Below are 25,503 nucleotides of genomic sequence, written 5' to 3' on the forward strand. Positions count from 1 at the left end.
AAATTTTTTAAAATGTTATCTAGTAATATATATACCATTATACCAGCTACATTTTTATATAGTAAGAAGTTTCATTTACAAACAATCCTAGAATGTTTGCTCAGTTCTACCTATTATCTCATCTTGTAATGTTCTACTTAAATTATTGAAATGGTCACTATATCCTGCAACTCTAACTATTAAGTCTTTGTAATCTTGAGGATTCTTTTGAGCCTCCAATAATACATTTTTATCAAATACATTGAATTGTATATGATGTCCATCCATATTAAAGTATGCTCTTACCAGATTAGCCATATTGTCTAATCCTTTTTCACCTTGCACTACTGATGGCGCAAATCTTTGATTTAACAATGTTCCACCAGTTTTTATGTGATCCATCTTAGCACAAGATTTTATAACTGCTGTAGGTCCATTAGTATCTCCACCTTTTTCTGGAGAGATTCCTTCTGAAACTGGTTTTGCACAAAGTCTACCATTTGCACTTGCTCCCATAATTTCTCCAAAGTATACATGGCAAGTAGTTGGCAACATATCTACTCTATATTCTCCACCACAAACAGTTGGTCTACCAGTTACTTCATTGTAATATGCATTAAATATTTCTTCCATTATTCCATCAGCATAATCATCATCATTTCCATACTTAGGAGTTTTATTTGCAACTATGTTAAGTATAGCTTCATATCCCTCAAAATTAGAATCAAGTGCCTTAAGTAATGTATCCATATCAAATTTTTTCTTGTCAAATACATTATATTTTATTGCTGTTAAACTATCTGTTATAGTTCCTATACCAACACCTTGTATATATCTAGTATTATATCTTGCTCCACCTCTTTGATAGTCTTTGCCTTTTGCTATACAATCATCAACTATTGTAGACATAAGTGGACAAGGCATATGTTTTGCGCATATATTTTCTATTACAGCATTTCCTTGTATTTTTATATCAATCATATAATGTAACTGCTTTTTAAATGCATCAAATAATTCTTCATAAGATTTAAAATCTCTAGGGTCTCCAGTTTTAATACCTATTTGCTTTTTAGCAATTGGGTCATAACCGTTATTTAATGTTAATTCAAGTATTTTTGGAATATTCATATATCCAGTTAAAACATATGCTTCTTTACCAAAACATCCAGTTTCAACACAACCACTAGTTCCTCCAAGTCTTGCATCTTCTATAGTTTTACCAGCTTCCATAAGCTCTTGAACTATTGCTTCAGTATTATAAAATGCTGGTTGACCCCATCCTTTTCTTGATATTTCACAAGCTCTCTTTAAGAATTTTTGAGGAGTCTTTTTACTTATTTGAACATTTGAACTAGGTTGTATTAATTTCATTTCATCCATAACATCAAGTATTATATAACTAACTTCATTAACACCATCTTGACCATCTGGATTTATTCCACCAGTATTTATGTTTGCAAAGTCTGTATATGTGCTACTCTCTTTTAATGTTATACCAACTTTTGGTGGTGCTGGTTGATTGTTAAATTTAACCCATAAACATTCAAGTAATTCTTGTGCTTTTTCTCTATCTAATATTCCATTTTCTACATCTCTTTCATAGAAAGGATTTAAATGTTGGTCTAGTCTTCCTGGAGTAAATGCATCCCATATATTAAGCTCAGTAGTAACCCCTATATGAACAAACCAGTACATTTGTATAGCTTGATGGTAAGTTTCTGGCTTATGAGCTGGTACAACATCACAAGTTTCAGCAATTAACAATAGGTCTTTTTTCTTAGCTTCATCAGTTTCTTCTTCTGCCATTTTTCTTGCCTTTTCAGCATATCTCTTTCCTAATATAACCATTGCATCACAAGCGATTGCCATAGCTTCTAAATCAGCTTTTTTGTTGTATGCATCTAAGTCATTAAGGAAATCTAATTCTTTTAGTCTTGCTTCTATATCTTTCTTTAAATCTAAAAATCCTTTTTTATATATTGTATCTCCACAAACTGTGTGTCCTGGAGCTCTTTGTTCCATAAACTCTGTAAACATACCTGCTTCATATGCTGCTAACCATTCAGGTGTCATAGCATTTATTATCTTATCTCTTGTTTGTCTCTTTTTCCAGAAAGGTATTATTTCCTCTTGATGTATTTTTCTAGATTCTTCAGATACACTAAAATTTATTATGTCTCTATTATGCATTACTTCTAAATCTTCCATTGTATGACAACAAATTTCTGGATATGTTGGTGCTCCATTAGGTGAATCTCCTTTTTCGCCTACTATTAATTCTCCATCATTTATACTAAGAGTTCTATTTTCAATGTAATGTTTAAATGATAAAGCACGAAGTACAGGAATTTCTACACTTCCTTCATATTTTTTATAAGCTTCTGTCATAAGTACTGCTCTTTCAATAGATATGTGTGGTTCTGCATTAACACTTTCTTCTCTTAATTTTTTAGTTCTTTCAAAAGTTCCTCTTGACATTTTATTACCCCCCAATCTTAGTATTGAAATTACTTGCTTCAAACAGCCTTTTTATTTCTTCTAATTTTTCTTCAGTAGGTCTTTGTAACTCTTCTCCTTCATATTTTTTATAAATTTTATCATACTTATGTTTACCAATATTATGATATGGAAGAAGACTTACATCTTTTATATTCAAAGGCTTTAAAAATTCTATCATTTTTTTAACCTCTAAATTTTCATCATCTACATTTACTCCTACAATTAATGGTATTCTTATATTTATATTAGCTCCTGATTCACTCAAAAGTTTAACATTTTTAAGTATTAAATCATTTGATTTTCCTGTAAATTTTATATGTTTTTCCTCATCAATAAGTTTAATATCGTATAAGAACAAATCTGCATATTTAGCAACTCTTTCATAATTTTCTGACTTTGCATATCCACAAGTATCAATTGCTACATGAATTCCCTTTGATTTACACATGTTTATTACTCCATAAATAAAATCCATGTCTTGAGCCATTACTTCTCCACCTGATAAAGTTACTCCTCCACCTGATTCTTCATAGAAAATTCTATCTTTTTCTATCTCTTTAACCAGTTCTTTAACAGAATACTCTTGACCAACTATTTCTCTAGCATTGTTTATACAATAATCTAAACAAGTTTCACAAAACTTACATTTATCTTGGTCTAGACATATTTTCGCTTCACCTTTGTAAATTGCTTTGTGAGGACATATATTTATACATGCTTCACATCTTGAACATCTCTCTTCATTATACAAAACTTGTTTTGTATATGTTTGACTTTCTGGATTATGACACCAAACACATTCAAGTGGGCATCCTTTAAAAAAAACTGTACTTCTTATCCCTGGACCATCATGTATACTACATTTTTGTAAATTTATAACTAATGGATTCATAATTTTTTCACCCCTAAAGAATATCCATTTCATTTTTTTCATCTTTATGTAATTCATCTTCATAGGTCATTTCTATGAAAAGCATTTCTACAATTACATAATACTATATTTGTTATTATTTTGTCTATATTTTTTTAGTAATATTAAAAAATTTTATTTTATTATGATATTTATATTGATTTTATAAATTAAATTTAAATATTTATTAATTTTATTTTTATAAGTAAATATAGATAATCTCTATAAACAATATGTTATTTTAATTAATTTAGATATATATACTATAAAAATTAAATAAAAATAGAGACTACACTTTACCATGTAGTCTCTGTTTCTCTAGTCACATTTAGAATTTTACATTTATTGTTACTGCTTTTCCGCCTCTATTTAATGTAAGTTTTGTGCTAGCACCTTTTGAGAAAGTATATAACTTTTTATTAAGGTCATTCATACCAGTTATATCTGCATCTCCTACTTTAGTTATAATATCCCCTACTTTTACTCCTGCTTTTTCTGCTGATGAACCAGATATCACTTCTGCAACATATACTCCTTTGTCAGTACTTAATTTTGTACCTGTAGCTGCTTCATAATTTGATACATCTGTTCCTTTTATACCTAAAGTTACTTTTTCATATTTTCCAGTTTTTATTACTTCTTCAACTATGCTTTTAGCTGTATTGATTGGTATCGCAAATCCTAACCCTTCTGCTTGAGAAGCTTTTGCTGTATTTATACCAATTACTTGACCCTTTTGATTTAACAACGGCCCTCCACTATTTCCTGCATTTATACTTGCATCAGTTTGTAATAATCCTGTCATATTAGTTTTTTCTGTTTGTATAGTTCTATCTAATCCACTTATTATCCCTTGAGTAACTGTCTTTTGGAAGTCTAGTCCAAGTGGGTTACCTATTGCTATTGATATATCTCCAACTTTTACTTTATCACTATCTGCAAATTCAGCTGGTGTTAATCCAGTTTTATCAACTTTAACTATAGCCAAATCAAGTTGTTGGTCAAACCATACCACTTTACCTGATGTTGTTGAACCATCATTAAATAAAACATTAACACTAGTTGCTTGACCATCTGATATAACATGAGAATTAGTAAGTATATATCCATTTGAATCTACTATAATCCCAGTTCCTACTCCTTGTGTTTCAGTTGGTATTGCAAACATATTACTAGTATCGACACTAGTTGTCGTAATACCTACAACAGATGGTGTTGCCTTTTCTGCAACTGCTTGATAAATATTTTGGCTCTTTCCATCATCATTTACAACTATAGGTGTAGAACTTCCTGTAGATTTACTTCCTAAATTATCTTTAACTAAAATTATTGTTAGTAAACTACTAAGTATTGAACTTATTATAGCGACTAATATTACTAAACTTATACCTTTCTTTCTTCTTGACATCTCACACCACTCCCTATCTAATATAATATAAATTATCAAAATATATTTTTCCCAATTTTCCATAAAAAAATGAAATCATCTATTTTGAGTAAACTCTCTTTCGATGATTTCATTATATTATTCTAATCTTAATTAAACCTTAACTATCTAAAATTATTTAAGTCTTTTTTCTAATTCTTCTTTTTCCTTTTCATAACCTGGTTTTCCTAGCAAAGCAAACATATTTTTCTTGTATGCTTCTACTCCTGGTTGGTCAAATGGATTAACTCCTAGTAAATATCCACTTATTCCACAAGCTTTTTCAAAGAAATACACTAAGTATCCAAAATTATACTCATCTAATTGAGGTATATTTATTACTAAGTTAGGCACTTTTCCATCAGTATGTGCTAATAAAGTCCCTTCAAAAGCTTTATGATTTACAAAATCTACAGTTTTGCCTGCTAAATAATTTAAACCATCTAAATCTACTTCTTCTGAATTTATAGTTATATTTCTCTTAGAACTTTCAACATTAAGTACTGTTTCAAATAAAAGTCTTTTTCCATCTTGAATATATTGTCCCATAGAATGTAAATCTGTTGAAAAATCTACAGAAGCAGGGAATAAGCCTTTATTTTCTTTTCCTTCACTTTCTCCATAAAGTTGTTTCCACCACTCACTCACATAATGTAGTTGAGGTTCATAGTTAACCAATAACTCTACATCTTTTCCTTTTCTATGTAAAATTGTTCTAGCTACAGCATATTTATAACTGTCATTATTTTTTAAGTCAGAATTTTGAAATGCTTCACGAGCATCATTTGCACCATTCATCATGGCATCAATATCAAGTCCTGCAGCTGCAATAGGAAGTAATCCAACAGCTGTCAATACAGAAAAACGACCACCTACATCATCTGGTATTACAAAAGTCTCATACCCTTCTTCTGTAGCTAATTGTCTAAGTGCACCTTTACTTGAATCTGTTGTTGCATATATTCTCTTTCTAGCTTCTTCTTTTCCATATTTTTTTTCTAGATAATTTTTAAATATTCTAAAAGCAAGAGCTGGCTCTGTAGTAGTACCTGATTTAGATATTACATTTACAGAAACATCTTTACCTTCAATTACATCTAGTAAATCCATAATATATGTTGAACTTATATTATGACCTACAAAATATACTTCAGGAGCATTTCTTTGCTCTTTTTTAAGCCCATTTCTAAAAGAATGACTTACCATGTCTATAGCAGCTCTTGAACCCAAATAAGAGCCTCCTATACCGATTACTAAAAGAACCTCTGAGTCAGACTTTATCTTTTCAGCAGATTTTTTTATTCTAGCAAACTCTTCCTTATCATAATTTTTAGGAAGGTCTATCCATCCTAAAAAAGTATTTCCTAAACCAGTTTTATTATGTAACATATCATGTGCCACATCTACATACGGCTGCATGACATCTATTTCTTTTTGGCAAAAAAATTCCGTAGCTTTACTATAATCAAAATTTATTTTTCCCATTTAAATCCCTCTTTTCAGCATATGCGTTTTACAGAGATTATAACACAAAATCTAGGTGTTTTTTTAAAAAGTTTGCCACAAAATAATACATATATCCTCAAGCATTATTAGGAAATCGATTCTTCTAAATATTACAACTATTTGCCAATTATAAAATTTTAATTAAATAAAATTATACCAAATATAGGTTTTATCTCACTTTCAAACTTCCTTTTAGATGCACATGACTCCCAAATACTGGATGGATAAGGTATTTGTCATCTATTACAACATATTCTTTAAATGATTTTTAGATGTTATATCTTCAAATACCTATCTGGATTTCATAAAGAATTAAAATACACTACAGTAAGGATTGACAAAAAATAATGTTTTGTTTAAACTGATTGAAATATGCTTTATACATACTCAATAGGTAAATGTAAATAAACTTAAGTTGGAGGTACAGTTCTCATGAAAAAATTTATTGAAATAAATGGTAAGAAGAATTTTATATATTCATATGGTCAAGGTTCCATTACTTTAGTGCTTTTATCAGGTTCAGGCATACCTTTCCCAAATTTTGAATATATGTCTTTAGCAAAAACGTTAGCAAAAACCTATCGAGTGATTGGAATCGAAAAACTGGGCTACGGACATAGTGATTTATCTGAGAATAACCGAAATATAAATGTTGTTGTTCATGAGTACAGATGCATACTACAAGAGTTAGGAATAAAAACACCTATTGTACTAGTAGCACATAGTGTGGGATTTTTAGAGGCTCTCCGTTGGGGACAGCAAAATCCTTCTGAAATTGCTGGTATTATTGGTATTGATCCCGCAACACCAGAATGCTATAATAGAGACTTTAACATAGATGATGCTACAAATAAACTAATAGAGCTATCAAATGATGAACACCTCAGAAAAGTAACAACCAACGCTTTAATAGAGCAATTAGTAGAAGAACATTGTATTCCATTAATAGAAAAGAAAGAGCTTGAAAACGTGTTATATCATAATCTTGCCAATCAAAATTGGATTAGTGAAGCCAAAAATTTAAGAAATACGATTGCTCTAATAGAAAGGGACAATCCATATTTACAGATTCCAATGCTTTTCTTTATATCAAATGGAGAAGGAACTGGGATAGAAAAACAGAGTTGGATAAACCATCCTTTACAATATTTAAATAATATTAAAATTGCTCAATATGAATTATTTGATTATCCACATAATCTATATAAATTTGTATATAAAGAAATTGCTGAAATATCAGAGAAATTTCTTTCAAAGTATTTAGTTTAGAAAACTAGAATCCTATTTACTTAGGTTGATTAAAATATGGTAAACAATAAACAGTTATACAATAAAGATGATTGGATTTTCAGTAATTAATCAATAAAAAAATAAACTCTAAACTATCATCTAGAGTTTATTTTTTGTTTATTCTTTATTTTAATTCTTACATCATTTTAAGATATTATTTTTAATCCTTTCCTAACCTTTTAGCTATAACTTGTTGTGCTATGTTGACAGCATGGTCAGAAATTCTCTCTAGATTACTTATTACATCTAAATAGATAACACCATTCTCTATACTACATAAGTTATTATTCAATCTATACATATGATTAGCTCTACAAGATTTCTCCATTATATCAACTTGCTCTTCAATTTTTATAACTTTATAAGCCAAGTCTACATTATCAGTTCTCATTGATTCTAAGGCATAAGTATATGATGAAACGACTTTATTGTACATAATATCAAGTTCAGATTGTCCTTCTTTAGAGAAAGAAATATTTGAATCTATTGCAACTTGAGATAATTCAGCTATATTTTTAGCATGGTCACCAATTCTTTCTATATCATTAACTGTATTAAATAAGGTATCCACAACTTCTCTGGAATGATCATCTAAAGGTGCTTTTGAAAGTTTAAGCAAGTAATTTAAAATAGCTTTTTGTAAATCATTTATTAACTTTTCACGTCTGTATGTTTTATCTATTTTTTCAGTTGAATGTTCTACTAACGCTTCCATAGATGCATTTAAACTTTCCTTAGCTTTTTCTCCCATACGAAGTGCTTCTTTTATCGTATTAGCAAGAGCTATAGAAGGAGTTTCTATCATTCTATCATCTATATATTTAATAGTCTTAGCTTCATCTTCATCTGCGTCACCAGCTTTATCAGGAACAAGCTTAATTGCTAGTTTTATGATAATCTTTGTAAATGGTAGAAGTATTAAGACAGATATAATATTAAACAATGTGTGTGTATTAGCTATTTGTCTTGCAACATTACTTGGGTCCCAACTTGTAACTAAATTTACAATTGGTTTATTCAACAACACTAAGAATATTACTGTTCCCAAAACATTGAAGATTAAATGCATCATAGCTGCTCTTCGTGCATTTTTATTAGCACCAATACTTGATAACAATGAAGTTACACATGTACCAATATTTTGACCATAAAGAATTGGTAATGCTGCTGCCAATGGGATTAAACCTTCTGCTGCTAATGCAACCAACATACCCATAGATGCACTTGAACTCTGTATTATTGCTGTAATACCAAACCCTAATAATAATCCAAGTAGTGGATAATTACCAAATGTAACAAGTAAATCAGTGAATCCTTGATAGTCTTTTAATGGCTCAACTGCCATTTTCATAAAATCCATACCTGTAAATAATATCCCAAAACCTATAAGTATTTCAGCTATATTTTTTATTCTAGGTTTATTTCCAAATAAATAAAGTATAATACCTATACCTAATGCTACTGGAGCCATTCCAGTTAAATCAAAAGATACTAATTGGGCTGTAACAGTAGTACCTATATTAGCACCCATTATAACCCCTATTGCTTGTTTTAAAGTCATTATTCCTGCATTTACAAAACCAACAACCATTACAGTAGTAGCACTTGAACTTTGTATTACTGCTGTAACTCCTGTACCTACTAAAACTCCCATAAATAGATTACTAGTAAGTAATTTTATTATCTTTTTTAATTTTGTCCCAGCAGATTTTTGTAGACCTTCTCCCATAAGGTTCATACCATATAAGAACAGCCCTAATCCACCCATTAGACTTATTATAATGTTCAAATTATTTCCTCCTTGTAAAGAGATTACTATATTTAAAAATTTTATAACCTATTGTATTTTATCAAATTATAGGAGTAGTAATGTTAAATTCATGTTAAATATTAAAAAATCATTAAATTTATGTTAAATTTTTGTGCTATTAGCATATTTTTGTATTATTTTTTCTGAACATTTTATACCATCGACTGCCGCTGTGACTATTCCACCTGCATATCCAGCACCTTCACCACAAGGATATAAATTTTTAACACTTATTGATTCCAAACTGTTTTCATCTCTTACTATTCTTATTGGTGATGATGACCTAGTTTCTACACCAGTTAAAACTGCATCATGCATTGCAAATCCATTTAATTTTTTATCAAGAGAGATAAATGCTTCTCTCATAGTTTCTATCACAAAACTAGGCAAACATTCATTCAAATTTGTAAGCTTATATCCAGGTTTATATGATGGTTCAACACTTCCTAAATTTTCAGAAGTCTTATTATTAATAAAATCTCCAACAAGTTGAACTGGAGCATTGTAATTTTTACCACCTAATTCAAAAGCTAATTTCTCATATTTTTGCTGAAAATGAACCCCTGCTAGTGGATTATCACTATCAAAATCTTCAGGAAGTACATTTACTAGAAATGCGCTATTAGCGTTTATTTTATCTCTTGCATGTTCACTCATTCCATTTGTAACTATTTCAAAATCATTTGATGCAGATGCTATGACACTGCCTCCTGGGCACATACAAAAAGTATATGCTGTTCTTCCATTTGAGACATGCTCTATAAGTCTATAATCAGCAGCTCCTAATCGAGGATGATTATAAAATTCCTTATACTGTGCTTTATTTATCAGGTCTTGAGGATGTTCAATTCTAGCTCCTATTGCAAATGGTTTCTGAATTATTTTTACACCTCTTGAATGCAACATCTCATAAGTATCTCTTGCACTATGCCCAACAGCTAATATAACTGCATCTGTATCTATTTTTTCGCTATCATTTACAATTACAGATTGTATAGAATTATTTAATACAACTATATCTGTCACTTTTGAATCAAATTTAACTTGTCCACCTAGATTTATTATTTCATTTCTTATATTTTTAACTACACTTTTTAATATATCTGTACCAACATGTGGCTTATGTGAATATAATATTTCATCTGGTGCTCCAAACTGAACTAATTCTTCTAGCACTTTTCTACATCGTATATCTTTTATTCTAGTTGTGAGTTTCCCATCTGAAAAAGTTCCTGCTCCACCTTCTCCAAATTGAACATTTGAATTATTTTTAAACTTTCTAGTTGTCCAAAAATCACTTATATCCTTAGTTCTACTATCAACATCAAGACCTCTTTCAAGTAGAATTGGTTCATAACCCATTTGAGCCAAAATAAGCCCTGCAAATAAGCCAGCTGGTCCACTTCCAATTACTAAAGGTCTATTATTTAATTTTTTATTACCCATAGCTACATTTACATATTTTACATCTTTTATCTTTGTTACATCTTTTATTTTTGAGCTTAGTATTTTACTTTCATCTCTAACTTCTACATCTACAGAATAAACAAATTCCATCTTTCCTTTTTTTCTAGCGTCTATAGATTCTTTATATATGCTGTATTTTATTAAATTTTTTTCTTTTATTCTTAACTTCTTAAGTACAATATCTTTTAATAAAGATATATCTTTATCGATTCCAAGTTTTATATTAGATACCCTTAACATATTGTTTTCCTCTCTTAGATTGTAATATAAAAAAGCTAGGGTTACTCCTAGCTTTCTACAAATATAACTTCTATATTCTCTTTTACTAGATTTTCTACCCAAATCTCGTCTAGCACAAATTTCTTTATTTTGTCTACAATAAGTTCTTTATCCAAATCCTTTTTTAGATTTTTCACTAAAACCATCGCTTCAACCGATTTATTCAATCTTTCAACGTATAAAGAATTCACTTTAATTAATATAACCCTTAATTCACATATATATAACTCTTCACTACCTAAAGTGATTTCATCATCGTATTTATATATACTAAATTCATATATGTTTTCATATGGTGTTATATTTTCTATCCCAATAAACTCCATTAACTTATCCTCTTTTAGTTATAAGACCTCTTATAACTTTCATGTTATTAAATACTTTTTCTAAGAAGTTTTCTGCTTCTTCATTATCCAAAAGATTTATTTCAAGATTTTCATTTTCTACAATATCTTTAGATTTGCAGTACTCTTTAGCAACTTCTATTAGTTCATTTTTTCTATCCATAGGTAAATCGAACTCTTTATAGTCTATTATTATATATTGTTTAGTATCAGGTGATACACCATTATTATATCCTATTTCTATATGATAAATAACTGCATATATTTCTTCTCCGTCGTATACAGGTACTGCTGGGTTAGATTTTATAAAGTTTGTTGATACAGCAATTGCATTTCCTAAACTAAGACTCATTATTAATACCTCTTTCTACACATTATACATATATTATACTATAGATTCTTTATCTATGACTTAAAGCTTTTTATAATTAATTAAGATATTTTTAAATCTTTGTATCTTTTTCCTAATGTACTAGAGCTTATATCATATTTTTTTGATATTTGTACTTGAGTTATAGCTTGTCCTGCTTCTTTCTTAACATAGTATTCGACCGCAGCTGCCCAACCACTTTCAGCTCCTTTTATATTTTCATGACTTTTCTTATATTCATTCCAGAACTCTATACATGCATCTATATTTTCTTTTTCCACATTTTCTTTAAGAGTATCTAAAACCTTACATTCTACTTCAGCTAATTCACCTTCTGAATTAACTTTTTTATTATTATTCCTATCTCTTTCTCTTTTTAAATATTCAGCTATACTTGGGTCTAAAAGCTGTTGTATATATTTATATAATACATGTGTATGATAAATTAAGAACGTCTTCATATCTTTATATAAGTCTTCATATTGATTGAATAAATTCATAACATCATTTAAAATTATATCTTTAACTTCATTTGATATACTTATAGTTACATCTATTAATATATTAGTTCCTTCAACATCAATTATTCTAGCTATCATACAGCTTCCGATTTTAAAGCTTCTTAGAAGTTTTACATCTTCTGTGTAAAGTTCTTTCCCACTTAAACAATCTCTTAAAACTATTTTTCCTGTAGAAATTTCTTTTACTTCGTAAATGCTTACATAGGATTCAAACAAACTTTTTAATATTGCAATTTCTGATTGACTTAGGTTTGCACCATTCTCTTCAAGAAATCCAACCGTCATGACCTTTTTATTTTCCATTATGTGGTCTTGTATTAAATACGTATTAAAAAATCTTTCAAACTTTTCATTTACATTATCATTTTGCATTATATAAAACATTTCTTTAGCTTTTTCACATTCATCTTTGAATCTATCATGTCTTGAATAATCATATAATTTTGAATATAAATCTGTATATTGCTTTTGTGAAAGTTCAGTTTTTCTGCTTGCTCTTTCTGAAACAATATCTTTATTTAAACAACATTTCTTGTATTTTTTGCCACTTCCACAAGGGCATAGCTCATTTCTCCCTAACAATATGACTTCCACTCCCTTATTATTAAATTAAAGTACAATTTGTTATTATACCATTTTTTTATCAATCAATCTATAGTATAAGCAAATATTATCTCAAATTTACTTATATTTTGGTACAATATATTCACTTTAATTAGGATTTCGATAAAATCACTAACAATCCCTCTTACAGAAATGGATTATCGTAAAACTAATTCTTCTATAAAGTTTTATGAATTGATAATAGTTTTTTACTTTATCTATTCTTTTTTGTTATGTGACTCTAATTGTCATTTTACATTCTACAAGATTGCTTTTTTCTTGTTTATATTCATTTGAAAGATTTTTGACCTCAAGATTACTTGTTTTTAATTTATTAATTTCTATTTTTTCAATTTTATTATGTAACTTTAAGTTCTTCATTACACCTTCAAGTTTCAACACATTTTCAAGTTCCCCATTAACTTTTACTTCTAAATTAGTTTGTTTTTTATTGTAGTTGTCTAAGCTACTTTCTTGATTGATATATTCCACACTTACAATATCTCTCAATTCATTTTCTACTAATAATACTATATCTTTATTTGTTTTTTTATCTAAAAATGAATTATTAAAATTATTTTTTAATTCTGTATTGCTATCTAATTCAACATTTTTTACATATCTATTATCTTTATGCTTTTTATCCTTCATTTTATAATTATCTTGTCGTTTTATTTCATTCACTATATTTTGTTTTTCTTTCTTCAAATTAGTTAGGTTCTCTTCTAGAGGTCTGGACATTACATTAACTACTAATACAATAATTAATATTAGCAATATTTTTATCAGATTTTTTTCTCTCTTATTTAATTTCAAAATTAATCACCTGTCTAACTTTTTATTCTAAATTTATAACATTCTCCATCTCTTATAATGCTGTCTATGTAGTAATATTTTATGTAATTTATTTTTCTTAAATCATCTAAAATATCTAGATTATCACACACGCCTTCCATCTCCATTTTGTTTTTATCTATAGATATTTTAGTAATGTTATCTGTTCCAACTATTTTATATATTTTTTTTATTTCATCAAGCTTTATTCTAGAAAACTTTTCTTTTGTTTTTTCCAGCTTTGGTACAGTATACTTCGATTCATTTATGGTTTTATTGTGACTTATATAATTTTCTAATTCATTTATAGATTTCATATACATAAACATTTTTAATGAAACACATGTTAAAATTAAGATTATCGTTATTTTATAGATTTTATTATATTGCTTAGTTTCTTTAAATCCATTTAAAAAATTTATTGTTTTATAAGCTTTCATTTAAATAATCATCCCTATACTACTTATATAAGTTATACTAGTATCTCTTAAATCCTTATCAAAATTATTTTCCACCCTTACTTTATTTTTTAATTTCAATGGATTTACTTCAGCAATTTTTTCTGTGTCTTTAAGATATTCATCTATAAAACAATTTTCTATGCCATAATAGTAAATATATTTAAATCTACTTATTAATTTTTTTACTGAGTCATATGATTTTATTTCTTTTGATAATAGATATGTTTCTTCTATTTTTTTATTTTTTGTTATGTTTATAATAAATTGATTCCTTTTACATTCTATAAATACTCCATCTTCTATAAAATTATCTATTAGATTTAAACTTATAAGTTTTTGTAGTATATCAAAATTTATGTTTATAGCTTTTGGGTTCATATTTAGATTTTCTGAAATGATTTTAATTACTTGTATAATATTTTTAGGAAAAAGAATTACTTGTATATTTAACTTATCATTACTAGAGTTTATAATTTTATATTTTATTGAATAGTTATTTATATTTATTGGAATATATTGGGTTATCTCAAATTCTATCATGTTTAATATATCTCTTTTTTTCTTAGTATTCAATATCTCAATATTTCTAATAACTATATCTTGAGTCTGAATATTAAAGTACAAATTTTTGTATGATTTTTTTAGGTTATTTATATCATCTTTTACTAATTTAACTACGTTTTCTACATAACTAGTTTTTTCAATCTCATCACTGTCATTTTTAATATTAAAACCAATTTCTTTTATACTAGATTTATCTATAAAGATTTTTTTATAGTTTTTTCTTAAAAATACAGACCTTATATAATCATCATTTATTTCTAAAGTCAAAATTTTTTTAATTATAACCATCTCCTTCTTAAGTAATGATAACTTGTATATTTTTTAATTAAACTTAATATATTTACATTTACAATTGAATACTAAAAATATCTTTATAATTTGATACTAAAAACGTATAAAAACAAATATTATCTTGGATAAAATTGTTTTGAATTTACATTTACACTTATATCTGTACCATTATCACTTATAACAAGTTCAAACTTACCTGATGTACTTTGAGGAACTGGAACAGTACTTAAATAACCTTTTTCTTTAAGTGATTCTACGCTTAGAGATTCTGCTATATTTTCATCATCATTAATAGCCATACTAGCTGCAGTTACTATATTAGCTGCATTTGTATAGTCTGCATTCATCTTGGCACTTTCTTGAACTTTACCATATTTAACTAATGCTATACTAGATATAACCCCTAAAATTGTTACTACTACAATCATTTCAACAAGTGTAAACCCTTTTCGTTTTTTATTTATCAATTAAATTTTCTCTCCTTTTTAAAAGTTTTATTTAGTAAAATTTATTTTTATATTAGAAACTAGTAATTGCATCAAACATAGGAATAACCATTGATAAAATAAAAACTCCAACAATCAATCCCATGAATACAATTATTACAGGCTCTACAAATTTCATTATTTGCTCTATTTTATTATTTAATTCATTTTCATAAAATCTGTTTATTACATCTAGACTCTTATCTAGCTTTCCACTTTCTTCCCCTGTATTTGCCATTGAAACAAATAACTTAGGAAAAATATTTGCTAGATTCAAAGACTTACCTATACTATTTCCTTTTTTTATATAATTATTAGAAATCTTTAGTCTCTCATAAATGAATTCATTATCTATGACACTTGCTGACATGTCTATTGCATCCACTATTTGTATGCCACTACTAAGTAAAATAGACAACGCTCTTGAAAATCTGGTTGTAGCTACTAATTGGTTAATGCCTTTTAAAAAAGGTATTTTGAATTTAAATGAATTAATTAATTTTTTTAGATTATTATTCATTATAAAAAAATAAATAGTTCCTATTAAAATCAATATAAAACTAAGTATTAAATAACCTAGATAATTTGTAACTATCATAGAAATTCCTATTAAAATCTTAGTTATGAAAGGTGGTTCAATCCCATTACTGGCAAAAACCACCTGAAAATTTGGTATCACAAATATAAAGATAAATATTATTAATATTATTGATAATATGATAAGTATCATTGGATAGATTAAAATAGTTATTATTTTTGTTTTTAATTTATATTCTTTATCGTAATAATTAGATAAATCGCTCATTATTACATCTAAGTTTCCACTAGTTTCTCCTGCTTTTATCATGCTTATAAAAAATTTAGAAAATGTTCCTGTGATGTGAAATGATTCTGCTATAGAATTTCCATTTTGAATATGATTTGATACTGTATTAAACAAACTTTTTACTTTTTTGCTAGATTGTCCTTCAATAATTTGAAATATATTTGTAATTTCACATCCAGATTCCAGTAAAATACCTATCTCTTTGCAAATTACTCTAAGCTCTTTATTACTAATCTTGTTTAATACTAAATGAATCTTGTTTAAATTATAAAATATACTTTTAGATACTTTCATGTATTATAATTCCTTCCAAATTATATTAATTATAATTAAATAGGCTCGATATTTTCTAATTTAATATGTTAATTTTATTTTATCTAGATACAATTTACAATCGAGACTTTTAATTAAAATCGATTGTATGAAATTTGGTTACACTGTTTAACTAAATTATTTCATTTACCACTAAACATTCTTCTAATGTTGTTATTTTTTCATTTATTAGCCTTTTACAGCTATCTTCAAATGTTATCATTCCATTTTTTCGTGCTACTTCTTTAACAATACTAGAATCCTTCATATCCCTTATACATGTTTTTATATCATCATTAATTTCTAGAATTTCATAAATTGCTGTTCTACCAAAATAACCTTTATCATTACATCTCTCACATCCTACAGCTACTTTAGTATTTACATCTCCACTAAAATCATCTTTTATCATAATCTCATGGCTACAATGATTACAAACTTTTCTAACCAACTTTTGAGATATCACACCTATAAGAGATGCATTTAAAAGGTATGGTGGAATTTGCATTTCCAATAGTCTAGCTATAGCAGATACTGCATCATTAGTATGCAAAGTGCTTATAACTAAATGTCCTGTTATAGCAGCTCTTACTGCTATCTTAGCTGTTTCTGCATCTCTTATTTCTCCAACCATTATTATATCTGGGTCTTGTCTTAATATAGCTCTAAGACCTACATCAAAACTCAACCCTACTTTTGAATTTACTTGTATCTGACTTATTCCATCCATCTTGTATTCTACTGGATTTTCTATAGTCATTATATTTTTATTTATACCCTTTAAATCATTTAGTAAGGAATATACTGTAGTAGTCTTTCCGCTCCCTGTAGGTCCTGTCACTAATAATATTCCAGCTCTTTTACTTATTATACGATTTATAGAGTTTATCGCTTCTTCTGAAAATCCAAGTTCTGATTTATCTTTTAAAAAAGTATCTCTATTAAGTATTCTCAAAACAATTTTTTCACCATATACAGTTGGGATTGATGAAACCCTAATGTCAATTAAGCTATCATCTAGCTTTATGTCTACTCTTCCATCTTGAGGAAGCCTTTTTTCTGTTATGTCCATTGAAGCCTTTAATTTAACAACTGTAGCTAATGCTGGATAAACATCTATTAAAAACTTTGATATTTCTTTTAACTCTCCATCAACTCTCATTCTAACTATCAAATGTTCTTTAAATGGTTCTATATGTATATCACTTGCGTTCTCTTTTATAGCTTTTTCTAGAAGATTTTCAAATAATCTTTTTGCATAATTCTCATCAAGTTCAAAGTTATTATAATATTTTTCTATCTTCTCACTTATAAGTTCTCTTCTTTCTTTTTTTAATATAATTTCTTTCCCCGTTGCTAATCTCAAGTCTTGTAGTGCATATATATCTTCATCTTCTATTTCTACTACTAGATTATCATCTTGAAATTCTACTGGAAATACATTATACTTTTTTGCAAGTTTTTCTGGTATTAACATTGGTAAACTGCTTTCCTCTAATATAATCTTAATCACCCTTTATATACTTTAATTTATTAGGTATTTTCAGTTTTTTCATAGAGATATTTTCTTCAGCTTTTATACTAACTTTCATTGGATAAGTACTTTGTACACTATCTAAATATTTACTACCTTTGTCTATGTAACTAGATAGTTTATCTTTATCACCAATACATTTTATTTCATAGGGTTGCGCTACTGGAACTCCATTTATATTTATATGGCTACCTGCAAGTACAACTTCTGAGTACTGATTAATTCTTTGACCATTTATTTCTATGTATTTTCCTCCATTTGTTTTTAATTCATTTATGACTTTTACTAAGATTTTATTGTAGTCTATGCTATTGGCAATGTTTCCTGTTTTTTCATCTATGGCATCTATACTTAATACTATTCCGCTACCGTTTACATTTGAATATGAAAGACTCTCCCTAAGACTTTCTATTTTAGAGATTTCATTAGAATTTTTTTGATTTTTCTTCATCGAATTAATTTCTTTATCTAATTTATCTTTCTCTTTTGCCAGTTCTTTTATAGATTTTCTTGTTATTCTTATTTCTTTTCTTATTGACTTATCCTTACTTGTATAAACTGTTTCTTCATTGCTATAATCTCTAAATATGGTTCCAACAAGCATACCTAAAATAGTACTTGCTAGTATTATAAACACATATTGTTTTTTCATACTGTATTACTCCTTACAAATTTATTTTTATATGATAATTTTCTTTAATTAAATATTAAACATTTACATATGCTTATTATATCAAAGTTATATGTTAAAATTCATCTTTAGTATATAATATCATACATTATACTTATGTCCCCACCCTACTAGCATTGAATATAAAGGATTCTGTTATAAATAGTAAAAATCATATAATTTAATTAGATAACTTATACTTTTAATATCTGTTAAAGTATAATGTCTAGCTAAATAAATATAAACTAAGCTTAAAATGTATATTGATAATATTTTTGCTTACATACTTTATTTTCAGCTTACACACTTTAATTTAAAAACTTTTCAAAATAAGTACATACATATAGATTATTATTGTAAATGTATATTGTAATTTTTTATATTGACAAAAAACATCCAACTGTTTATACTGTACTTGTATAAAAATATACAGTTAAAGAGGTGTTTTTTTGAATATAATTATTTCAAATGGTTCTAACTTACCCATTTATGAACAAATTAAAGAACAGATAAAAAAACAAATTCTTTCAGGAGAATTAAAAGAAAATGAAATTCTACCTTCACTTAGACAACTAGCAAGAGATTTAAAGATTAGCGTTTTGACTACTACTAGAGCATATAATGAACTTGAGCAAGAAGGTTTTATTATGAGCCGTCAAGGCAAGGGATTTTTTGTTATGTCAAGTAGTTCTGAACTTATTCATGAACAGTTAATACAAGAAGTAGAATCAAATCTTAATAGCGCAATACAAGCAGCACAAAGAGCGTCTATGACAGATAAAGAAATTATAAGTCTTTTGAGATTATTATTGGAGGTGGAAAAAGGTGAATAATTATTTGGAACTAAAGGATGTTAGTAAAAACTTTAATGATTTTAATCTAAAAAATATAAATTTTACCTTACCAATGGGATATATAATGGGATTAATTGGCCCAAATGGTGCAGGTAAAACAACAACTATACAATTAATTCTAAATATGTTAGAAAAAGATGAAGGAGAGATTTTAGTTTTTGATATGGACAATGTTAAAAATGAAAATCTTATTAAACAGAATATTGGTGTTGTATTTGACAATATATTTTATGCAGATAATTGGACAATAAGAGATACTGAAAAAGCTATATCTATTTTTTATAAAGACTGGAATCACGATATTTTTAAAAGTATGATAACCAGATTTAATTTACCTCTAAATAAAAAAATAAGTGAATTATCTAGAGGTATGCAAATGAAACTTATGTTATCATGTGCATTTTCTCATAATGCTAAGTTGCTTATACTTGATGAACCAACAAGTGGACTTGATGCAGTAACTCGTGATGAACTTTTGGAAATTCTACAGGACTACATAAAAGATGGAGATAGAAGTGTGTTATTTTCTACACATATTACTACTGATTTGGAAAAAGTTGCTGATTATATTACTTTTATAAATAATGGAGAATTATTTTATACTGGAAGTTTGCAAGATTTATTAGAAAAATTTAGATTAATTAAAGGAAGACCAAAAGATTTAACAGAAACACTTAAAAAAGATGTTATTGGTCTACGTGAAACAGATATTGGATTTGATGCATTAATTCATACAAATGATACTATTAAATATAATAACTGTATCATAGATACTGCTACTATTGATGATATAGTTATAAAAGTTAGCAAGAGAGGTGTAGTAAGATGACCGATTCAATTAAATTTACTAAACTAGATATTTTTACAATGAAATCTTATTTTAATATGAATTTAGTTTTGTTACCTGTTATAATGCTTTTTTCATATATGGGCTCATCAACATTAACACTTTATATTACTTGTTCTTGGTTTGTTGCCCTTATGATTTCTAACGTTTTTGCCATAGAAGAAAAAAACAACTTAAGTCGCCTATATGGTACTCTTTCAATTAAATTAAGAGATATAGTTTTAGGTCGCTATATTTTCATTTTACTTAACTTCGTATTAACAGTATTTATAATTACTATACTTTCAATAGTCGTATTATTTTTTAAAAGTAAATCTATTGATATTCAAGAGATTATACTAGGAATAAGTACCTCTTTTTTAGTTTTTTCTGCTATAGTAGGAGTTCAAATACCTATCTTTTTTAAGATGGGATACCTAAAAGCAAGATTTTGGTCATTAATTCCATATATTATTGTATTGACATTAGTTTTAATGACCTCATTGATTGATAAAATATCATTTGTAATAGATTTTATAATATACAACCAAGGTATATTTTCTATTCTTGGGCTTATTGCTAGTTTTATTATTTTAGTAGTTTCTTATAAAATATCTTTCTTACTATACAAAAGTAGACGATAGTGTAAATATAAATTTATAAAAAGTTAAAATCTAAAATAGAAAAAGGAAATGAATTTTTACTAATTCATTTCCTTTTATTTATAAATTAAAATATTTCTCCAATATAATTATATAAAAATTTCAAACATTTATGTACATATATTTAAAAGTAAATCTTCTGTACATTGTAAAAATTCAATCATAATAAAATTTCTAATTGAATCCTTATAAAAAGTAGTAAGAGAAGATTAAATATTTTATGTAAACATAGAATTTCTATGAGTTATTTATATATCCTTTTTGATATGTTCAAGATTCACTTTAAAAGTTTTTTCATCTTTTTGAACTTTAAAATTATCATTAGGTAAAACTGTTATAATACTATTTTTATATTCAGACTTATCAACCTTTAAACTTAATCCTGTCTTATTAGAGTCACCATATATATAACAAATAGGTTTTTTATTACTCATAAATACCATTTGTACTATATCCTCACTATCTGTTGGTATGATATTTCTCCATTTATATCCTACAGTTTTATATATTGTTTCAACAGGTGTATATGGTTCAAATATATATAGTTTATCCCATTTAAAAGGAAGCAATTTCCCTAAGCTAATTTCTTTAGTTTTGCTATCTAGACTGAAAATACTTCCAAAAAATTCACTAACTCTATCTATTTCTTGATTTTTTTCAAACGTGGATAACTCACTAGATTTATCAACAACATTCCATTTATCATTATTTTTTTCTAGTTTAAAGTTAATTTTAGAAACACATTCTCCATGTTTTCCTGGTTGCGTAACTATAACTTTTTCTCCTAAATTATTTTTATAGTCATGTTGTTTAATTTGAACATGTGTATGTCCAGCTACTATTGCATCAATACCATCAACATTTTGAGCCAATTCTTGTATTCTGTTTCCTGGATTTTTAGGTTTTTTAGGTTTCTCACCTGAATGTACTACAGCAACTATAACATCTGCTTTATCTTTTTTCATTACATCGACCCATTTGTTTGCATCATCTACTAAATCATTCATATATAGCTCACCATTATAGCCTCCTTGGTCTTTTAACTCCAAAGATTTAGAATCCACACTCTCTCCAACTTCTTTTATTGTAAGACCTAAAATACCTAATTTAACATTACCTTTAGGAGTATTAATATTTTTTATTATATATGGCTTTGTGTAATTACTCCCATCTTTTTTATAAGTATTAGCTGATAATACATCAATACCTTGTTTATTAAAATCAGATATCATATTATCTAAATAAAATTTAGAGTTAGATACAAATTCGTGATTTCCAAGAACTACAGAATCATATCCCAATTCTTTCATTTCTTTTGCAATAGGAGTTTCTATATACTTCTCGGTTTTATTATCAATATCTGTTCGTCTATCATCAAAATATTTTTCCATAGGTGAACCTATTGGCCCACTATCAAAGAAATCTCCCGCATCTACTAGAGTTATATTTTTATCTTTTTCTCGTTCTTCTTTTATATAAGAAGTTAACTCATAAGGTAGATTTCCATGTAAATCGGTAGTTGCTAATACATTTATTTCTGTTGTTTGTTTTGAGGCACATCCAGACATTAGCAATACAGACAAAAAAGTAATACCTATAATTATTTTATTTTTCATAAATCCTCCAATTTTATTTTTTCTTAGTATAAATCTTAATTTCATTCTTTATTATATTTAATTTATAATACAAATCTAATATCAATAATACTACAGTAATATACAAAAATCATCTATATATTCCATAAAAACTTAGTTATATACTAGAATATACTCTTGTTTACATAAAAAAGTCACTCATAATAGTAACTTTTTTAAATGCAACTTTAGATATTATCATCAAGGTCAATTATATAATTATTGCAACTTTCACAATAAAATATTTTACATCTCATTTAATTTTCTTTTTAAGTCTTCAACAGATTGTATTTGTATTTTTTTTAAGTTCATAAAGAAATAAGATAAAACTTTTATAATAGGATTTTTAACATATATATTTTCTATAAACACTATTTTAGTTTTTCCATTCTCTTCAAAAAATTCGCCTTGCCAATTACCATAGAAAAATTTATTTTCTATATCAAATTTATAAAGCTTATTTTTAGTTTTTCTGTAACAGTAAATTTTGTTCTGTTTCCATCCTTATTGTACTCAATAAAAGTACTTCTGCCATCTAATATTTCAATTTTACTTATATCACTTCTCCATTTATAATCACGATTGTCTGTAACTATATTCCAAACTGTTTCCACGTCTGTATTAAAATAAGCTGTTATCTCAGATACTCTACATTTTTTCATAAACTCCTCCTATTTTTTATTGGAACCCAAATTTCACTAACATAATTATCTTTACTACTATCTCCTTCAAAGTAAAGTTCAAAATTGAAATCAGCAACTGGCTCATAGCTAGAGTATTGGAAAAACTCACTATATATTTTTACCCATAGATTTTGAATAGAATTTGGCATGGCACCTGTACACTTGAAAATAGCCCATTTATGAGAAGGTATTGTAAATAAGGTAAATTTATCATTTTTAGGTTTTTCATCTGTCTCAACAGCTGCATAATAATTAAATAATTGTTTGTTTTGTGAAACTGCCATTTCATCTATTCCCAAAACACCACCTTTTGTAACAGTGTTTTCTTTCACATAAGAAATTAGCTCTCTATACAAACTACTATTAAACAAGTCTTGCCAAAACCTTGGTATTTGTTTTCTAAATACATCTTCATCTTTAGAAAATTGTTTCTTTAAAGCAATTACTGAAAATTCTCTCTTATCGACAATTTTGTAATCTAAAGTATTTCCTCCATCTAAAGATATTTTTAATGTTATCTTGCTAAATATTCATAATCTAACTTTTCTAAAATATTGTCTTCAATATAATCAATAGATTGTTGTAATCCCTCTAACCACTGCATTTCATATGTACCCCCATATTTTATAATAAATTCTCTAAATTTTCTTGTCTTTTTGTGCAAAGATTTATCTGTTTAAATTATAGCAAAAAACAGCAAACTACCATAGCTTCAAAGCTATAGCAGTTTGCTGTTGATTATATATACTAGTTAATATTAATTTTAAACAGACATATTTTATATATTTTCCTCATACTTTGAAATTCTCTTAACTAGTTCATCTCTCAATTTTCCTACTTCATCAAATCTCATGTTAGGACTATAGTAACTTTCTATAATATCATGTTTTGATTTAGCTCTCTTAAGATTTAAAACTGACCAACAAATTAAGTCATCTAAAACTTTTTCATCAAATTTAATGTCTTCTTCATACTTAAGTAATTTTTCTCTATTTAAAAATTGATTCAAATCAATTGTATCTTCATCTTTAAAAGTACTACTTATAGTTATTCCTATATCTAAATCAGTTAATAATATGGTTTCAATTTTTTCAGGAATAAGTGGATAGTGATAAACTTCTACATTCAAGCCTTTCTCAATGGCTTTTTTGTACACTTTACTCAAAAGTGTAGTTTTCCCAGCGCCTATTTCTCCTGATAAATAATAAACCTTACCTACATCCTTTAAAATATGTTCTGTATAATCTAAGCATCCTACAGGAGTTATACCTGATCCAAATAAATGCTTTTCTTTCTTTAACTTTCCTGTACTATCTACTCCATCAAATAATCTTTTTATGAATTCTTCTGTAACTAAATTTACTTTTCCATAATCCATACAGTCGGAATATTTTTCCTCGATATCTCTAAAAATTGGTTCTGCTGATTTTAAAAATTTGAATGCTCTTTTAAAAGCATTACTAATATCTTTATCATAGCTTGAAATTTCTTGTCTATTTTTTTCTAACTCCTCTGTATTCCAGTAATCGCCTAAGTTAATTATCTCGTCCAAAGCACCTGGGAGTTTAGGGTCTACAGTATGTGGAGCAGTTGCATCCATAAGTACCACGCCTAGTTTCTTTATAACTACACCATCCAACGAACTTGGGTCAGAAGGGCAATGATATAATTCAATATCATATCCTTTATGCAAAAACTCTTTATAAATTTTTTTCATTAGTGAGGATTTTCCTACTCCAGGTCCACCCTTTAAACAAAAAACTCTTTTTACATTTTCAGGAATTATATAGTCAAAAAAAGAATATGACCCTTGTGATGTGTTTCCACCTGGAAATGCCTTTTTTATCTTTCCTTCCATATTAG

Annotated in this window: 24 protein-coding genes; 4 read left to right on the top strand and 20 right to left on the bottom strand. The window is 27.2% G+C overall.

Going from position 1 to position 25,503, the window contains the following annotated elements:
- Positions 1-87: 87 nt before the first annotated feature.
- The 4 genes from hypD to KGF48_RS13370 all read right to left on the bottom strand — a co-directional run bounded on the left by hypD (position 88) and on the right by KGF48_RS13370 (position 6,299).
- Complete coding sequence (gene hypD / locus KGF48_RS13355) at positions 88-2,457, bottom strand: trans-4-hydroxy-L-proline dehydratase (protein WP_227840310.1); 2,370 nt, start codon at positions 2,455-2,457, stop codon at positions 88-90.
- Positions 2,458-2,461: 4 nt separating this feature from the next.
- On the bottom strand, positions 2,462-3,370 hold the full coding sequence (locus KGF48_RS13360) for a trans-4-hydroxy-L-proline dehydratase activase (RefSeq protein WP_227868137.1): 909 nt from the start codon (positions 3,368-3,370) through the stop codon (positions 2,462-2,464).
- Between the two features lie 346 nt (positions 3,371-3,716).
- Entirely contained in the window at positions 3,717-4,796 is a 1,080-nt protein-coding gene (gene htrA, locus KGF48_RS13365) for a serine protease HtrA (protein WP_227828298.1), read from the bottom strand.
- A gap of 153 nt (positions 4,797-4,949) precedes the next feature.
- On the bottom strand, positions 4,950-6,299 hold the full coding sequence (locus tag KGF48_RS13370; protein WP_227828297.1) for a glucose-6-phosphate isomerase: 1,350 nt from the start codon (positions 6,297-6,299) through the stop codon (positions 4,950-4,952).
- Positions 6,300-6,752: 453 nt separating this feature from the next.
- On the opposite strand from KGF48_RS13370, the gene KGF48_RS13375 reads away from it, so the two are divergent.
- Positions 6,753-7,589 (top strand): alpha/beta fold hydrolase, encoded by an 837-nt coding sequence (locus tag KGF48_RS13375; RefSeq protein WP_227840312.1) that lies wholly within the window; start codon positions 6,753-6,755, stop codon positions 7,587-7,589.
- A gap of 181 nt (positions 7,590-7,770) precedes the next feature.
- Here KGF48_RS13375 and KGF48_RS13380 read toward each other — a convergent pair whose 3' ends face one another.
- The 12 genes from KGF48_RS13380 to KGF48_RS13435 all read right to left on the bottom strand — a co-directional run bounded on the left by KGF48_RS13380 (position 7,771) and on the right by KGF48_RS13435 (position 18,963).
- Positions 7,771-9,399: a Na/Pi cotransporter family protein gene (locus KGF48_RS13380; RefSeq protein ID WP_227828295.1), complete on the bottom strand. Its 1,629-nt coding sequence runs from the start codon at positions 9,397-9,399 to the stop codon at positions 7,771-7,773.
- Between the two features lie 123 nt (positions 9,400-9,522).
- Complete coding sequence (locus tag KGF48_RS13385; protein ID WP_227828294.1) at positions 9,523-11,127, bottom strand: FAD-dependent protein; 1,605 nt, start codon at positions 11,125-11,127, stop codon at positions 9,523-9,525.
- Between the two features lie 47 nt (positions 11,128-11,174).
- Positions 11,175-11,492 carry a hypothetical protein gene (locus KGF48_RS13390; RefSeq protein ID WP_227828293.1) on the bottom strand — a complete coding sequence of 106 codons (318 nt, stop codon included), beginning with the start codon at positions 11,490-11,492 and terminating at the stop codon, positions 11,175-11,177.
- Positions 11,493-11,496: 4 nt separating this feature from the next.
- The gene (locus KGF48_RS13395) at positions 11,497-11,862 is read right to left on the bottom strand and encodes a hypothetical protein (protein WP_227828292.1); all 366 of its coding nucleotides are present in this window, start codon (positions 11,860-11,862) and stop codon (positions 11,497-11,499) included.
- 80 nt (positions 11,863-11,942) lie between these two features.
- Positions 11,943-12,983: a YecA family protein gene (locus KGF48_RS13400; RefSeq protein WP_227840313.1), complete on the bottom strand. Its 1,041-nt coding sequence runs from the start codon at positions 12,981-12,983 to the stop codon at positions 11,943-11,945.
- A gap of 252 nt (positions 12,984-13,235) precedes the next feature.
- Complete coding sequence (locus tag KGF48_RS13405) at positions 13,236-13,820, bottom strand: hypothetical protein (RefSeq protein ID WP_227828290.1); 585 nt, start codon at positions 13,818-13,820, stop codon at positions 13,236-13,238.
- A gap of 14 nt (positions 13,821-13,834) precedes the next feature.
- On the bottom strand, positions 13,835-14,278 hold the full coding sequence (locus KGF48_RS13410) for a hypothetical protein (RefSeq protein ID WP_227840314.1): 444 nt from the start codon (positions 14,276-14,278) through the stop codon (positions 13,835-13,837).
- The gene (locus KGF48_RS13415) at positions 14,279-15,151 is read right to left on the bottom strand and encodes a pilus assembly protein PilM (RefSeq protein ID WP_227840315.1); all 873 of its coding nucleotides are present in this window, start codon (positions 15,149-15,151) and stop codon (positions 14,279-14,281) included.
- Positions 15,152-15,270: 119 nt separating this feature from the next.
- Positions 15,271-15,621, bottom strand: a complete 351-nt coding sequence (locus tag KGF48_RS13420; RefSeq protein ID WP_227840316.1) for a prepilin-type N-terminal cleavage/methylation domain-containing protein — start codon at positions 15,619-15,621, stop codon at positions 15,271-15,273.
- A 52-nt stretch (positions 15,622-15,673) separates the two neighbouring features.
- Entirely contained in the window at positions 15,674-16,759 is a 1,086-nt protein-coding gene (locus tag KGF48_RS13425) for a type II secretion system F family protein (protein ID WP_227868138.1), read from the bottom strand.
- Between the two features lie 151 nt (positions 16,760-16,910).
- Positions 16,911-18,254 (bottom strand): GspE/PulE family protein, encoded by a 1,344-nt coding sequence (locus tag KGF48_RS13430; RefSeq protein ID WP_227840318.1) that lies wholly within the window; start codon positions 18,252-18,254, stop codon positions 16,911-16,913.
- 28 nt (positions 18,255-18,282) lie between these two features.
- Positions 18,283-18,963, bottom strand: a complete 681-nt coding sequence (locus tag KGF48_RS13435; protein ID WP_227840319.1) for a DUF881 domain-containing protein — start codon at positions 18,961-18,963, stop codon at positions 18,283-18,285.
- A gap of 467 nt (positions 18,964-19,430) precedes the next feature.
- On the opposite strand from KGF48_RS13435, the gene KGF48_RS13440 reads away from it, so the two are divergent.
- Genes KGF48_RS13440 through KGF48_RS13450 form a run of 3 tightly spaced genes read left to right on the top strand, consistent with a single transcriptional unit; the run spans position 19,431 to position 21,305 of the window.
- Complete coding sequence (locus tag KGF48_RS13440) at positions 19,431-19,814, top strand: GntR family transcriptional regulator (RefSeq protein ID WP_227868139.1); 384 nt, start codon at positions 19,431-19,433, stop codon at positions 19,812-19,814.
- Positions 19,807-20,664 (top strand): ABC transporter ATP-binding protein, encoded by an 858-nt coding sequence (locus KGF48_RS13445; RefSeq protein WP_227840321.1) that lies wholly within the window; start codon positions 19,807-19,809, stop codon positions 20,662-20,664. Before KGF48_RS13440 ends, KGF48_RS13445 begins: the two co-directional genes overlap by 8 nt.
- Positions 20,661-21,305, top strand: a complete 645-nt coding sequence (locus KGF48_RS13450) for an ABC-2 transporter permease (protein WP_227840322.1) — start codon at positions 20,661-20,663, stop codon at positions 21,303-21,305. The genes KGF48_RS13445 and KGF48_RS13450 overlap by 4 nt, the downstream gene beginning before the upstream one ends.
- Positions 21,306-21,571: 266 nt before the next feature.
- Here the strand turns inward: KGF48_RS13450 and KGF48_RS13455 are convergent, their stop codons facing one another.
- From KGF48_RS13455 to KGF48_RS13470, 4 genes are all read right to left on the bottom strand, one after another.
- Positions 21,572-22,939 carry a metallophosphoesterase gene (locus tag KGF48_RS13455; RefSeq protein WP_227840323.1) on the bottom strand — a complete coding sequence of 456 codons (1,368 nt, stop codon included), beginning with the start codon at positions 22,937-22,939 and terminating at the stop codon, positions 21,572-21,574.
- A 455-nt stretch (positions 22,940-23,394) separates the two neighbouring features.
- Positions 23,395-23,619 (bottom strand): hypothetical protein, encoded by a 225-nt coding sequence (locus KGF48_RS13460; protein ID WP_227840324.1) that lies wholly within the window; start codon positions 23,617-23,619, stop codon positions 23,395-23,397.
- Positions 23,616-24,170, bottom strand: coding sequence for a GyrI-like domain-containing protein (locus KGF48_RS13465; protein WP_413894811.1), 555 nt, complete (start codon positions 24,168-24,170; stop codon positions 23,616-23,618). Before KGF48_RS13465 ends, KGF48_RS13460 begins: the two co-directional genes overlap by 4 nt.
- Before the next feature lie 248 nt (positions 24,171-24,418).
- Positions 24,419-25,498, bottom strand: a complete 1,080-nt coding sequence (locus KGF48_RS13470; RefSeq protein ID WP_227828278.1) for an ATP-binding protein — start codon at positions 25,496-25,498, stop codon at positions 24,419-24,421.
- Positions 25,499-25,503: the final 5 nt, after the last annotated feature.

It is taken from the genome of Clostridioides sp. ZZV15-6388, assembly GCF_020657755.1.
GTDB lineage: Bacteria > Bacillota > Clostridia > Peptostreptococcales > Peptostreptococcaceae > Clostridioides.

Excerpts from the sequence above, each read along its gene's own strand:
- hypD (WP_227840310.1), bottom strand. The coding sequence starts at position 2,457 with ATGTCAAGAGGAACTTTTGAAAGAACTAAAAAATTAAGAGAAGAAAGT.
- KGF48_RS13360 (WP_227868137.1), bottom strand. The coding sequence starts at position 3,370 with ATGAATCCATTAGTTATAAATTTACAAAAATGTAGTATACATGATGGT.
- htrA (WP_227828298.1), bottom strand. The coding sequence starts at position 4,796 with ATGTCAAGAAGAAAGAAAGGTATAAGTTTAGTAATATTAGTCGCTATA.
- KGF48_RS13370 (WP_227828297.1), bottom strand. The coding sequence starts at position 6,299 with ATGGGAAAAATAAATTTTGATTATAGTAAAGCTACGGAATTTTTTTGC.
- KGF48_RS13375 (WP_227840312.1), top strand. The coding sequence starts at position 6,753 with ATGAAAAAATTTATTGAAATAAATGGTAAGAAGAATTTTATATATTCA.
- KGF48_RS13385 (WP_227828294.1), bottom strand. The coding sequence starts at position 11,127 with ATGTTAAGGGTATCTAATATAAAACTTGGAATCGATAAAGATATATCT.
- KGF48_RS13390 (WP_227828293.1), bottom strand. The coding sequence starts at position 11,492 with ATGGAGTTTATTGGGATAGAAAATATAACACCATATGAAAACATATAT.
- KGF48_RS13395 (WP_227828292.1), bottom strand. The coding sequence starts at position 11,862 with ATGAGTCTTAGTTTAGGAAATGCAATTGCTGTATCAACAAACTTTATA.
- KGF48_RS13410 (WP_227840314.1), bottom strand. The coding sequence starts at position 14,278 with ATGAAAGCTTATAAAACAATAAATTTTTTAAATGGATTTAAAGAAACT.
- KGF48_RS13415 (WP_227840315.1), bottom strand. The coding sequence starts at position 15,151 with ATGGTTATAATTAAAAAAATTTTGACTTTAGAAATAAATGATGATTAT.
- KGF48_RS13425 (WP_227868138.1), bottom strand. The coding sequence starts at position 16,759 with ATGAAAGTATCTAAAAGTATATTTTATAATTTAAACAAGATTCATTTA.
- KGF48_RS13430 (WP_227840318.1), bottom strand. The coding sequence starts at position 18,254 with ATGTTAATACCAGAAAAACTTGCAAAAAAGTATAATGTATTTCCAGTA.
- KGF48_RS13435 (WP_227840319.1), bottom strand. The coding sequence starts at position 18,963 with ATGAAAAAACAATATGTGTTTATAATACTAGCAAGTACTATTTTAGGT.
- KGF48_RS13450 (WP_227840322.1), top strand. The coding sequence starts at position 20,661 with ATGACCGATTCAATTAAATTTACTAAACTAGATATTTTTACAATGAAA.
- KGF48_RS13455 (WP_227840323.1), bottom strand. The coding sequence starts at position 22,939 with ATGAAAAATAAAATAATTATAGGTATTACTTTTTTGTCTGTATTGCTA.
- KGF48_RS13460 (WP_227840324.1), bottom strand. The coding sequence starts at position 23,619 with ATGAAAAAATGTAGAGTATCTGAGATAACAGCTTATTTTAATACAGAC.
- KGF48_RS13470 (WP_227828278.1), bottom strand. The coding sequence starts at position 25,498 with ATGGAAGGAAAGATAAAAAAGGCATTTCCAGGTGGAAACACATCACAA.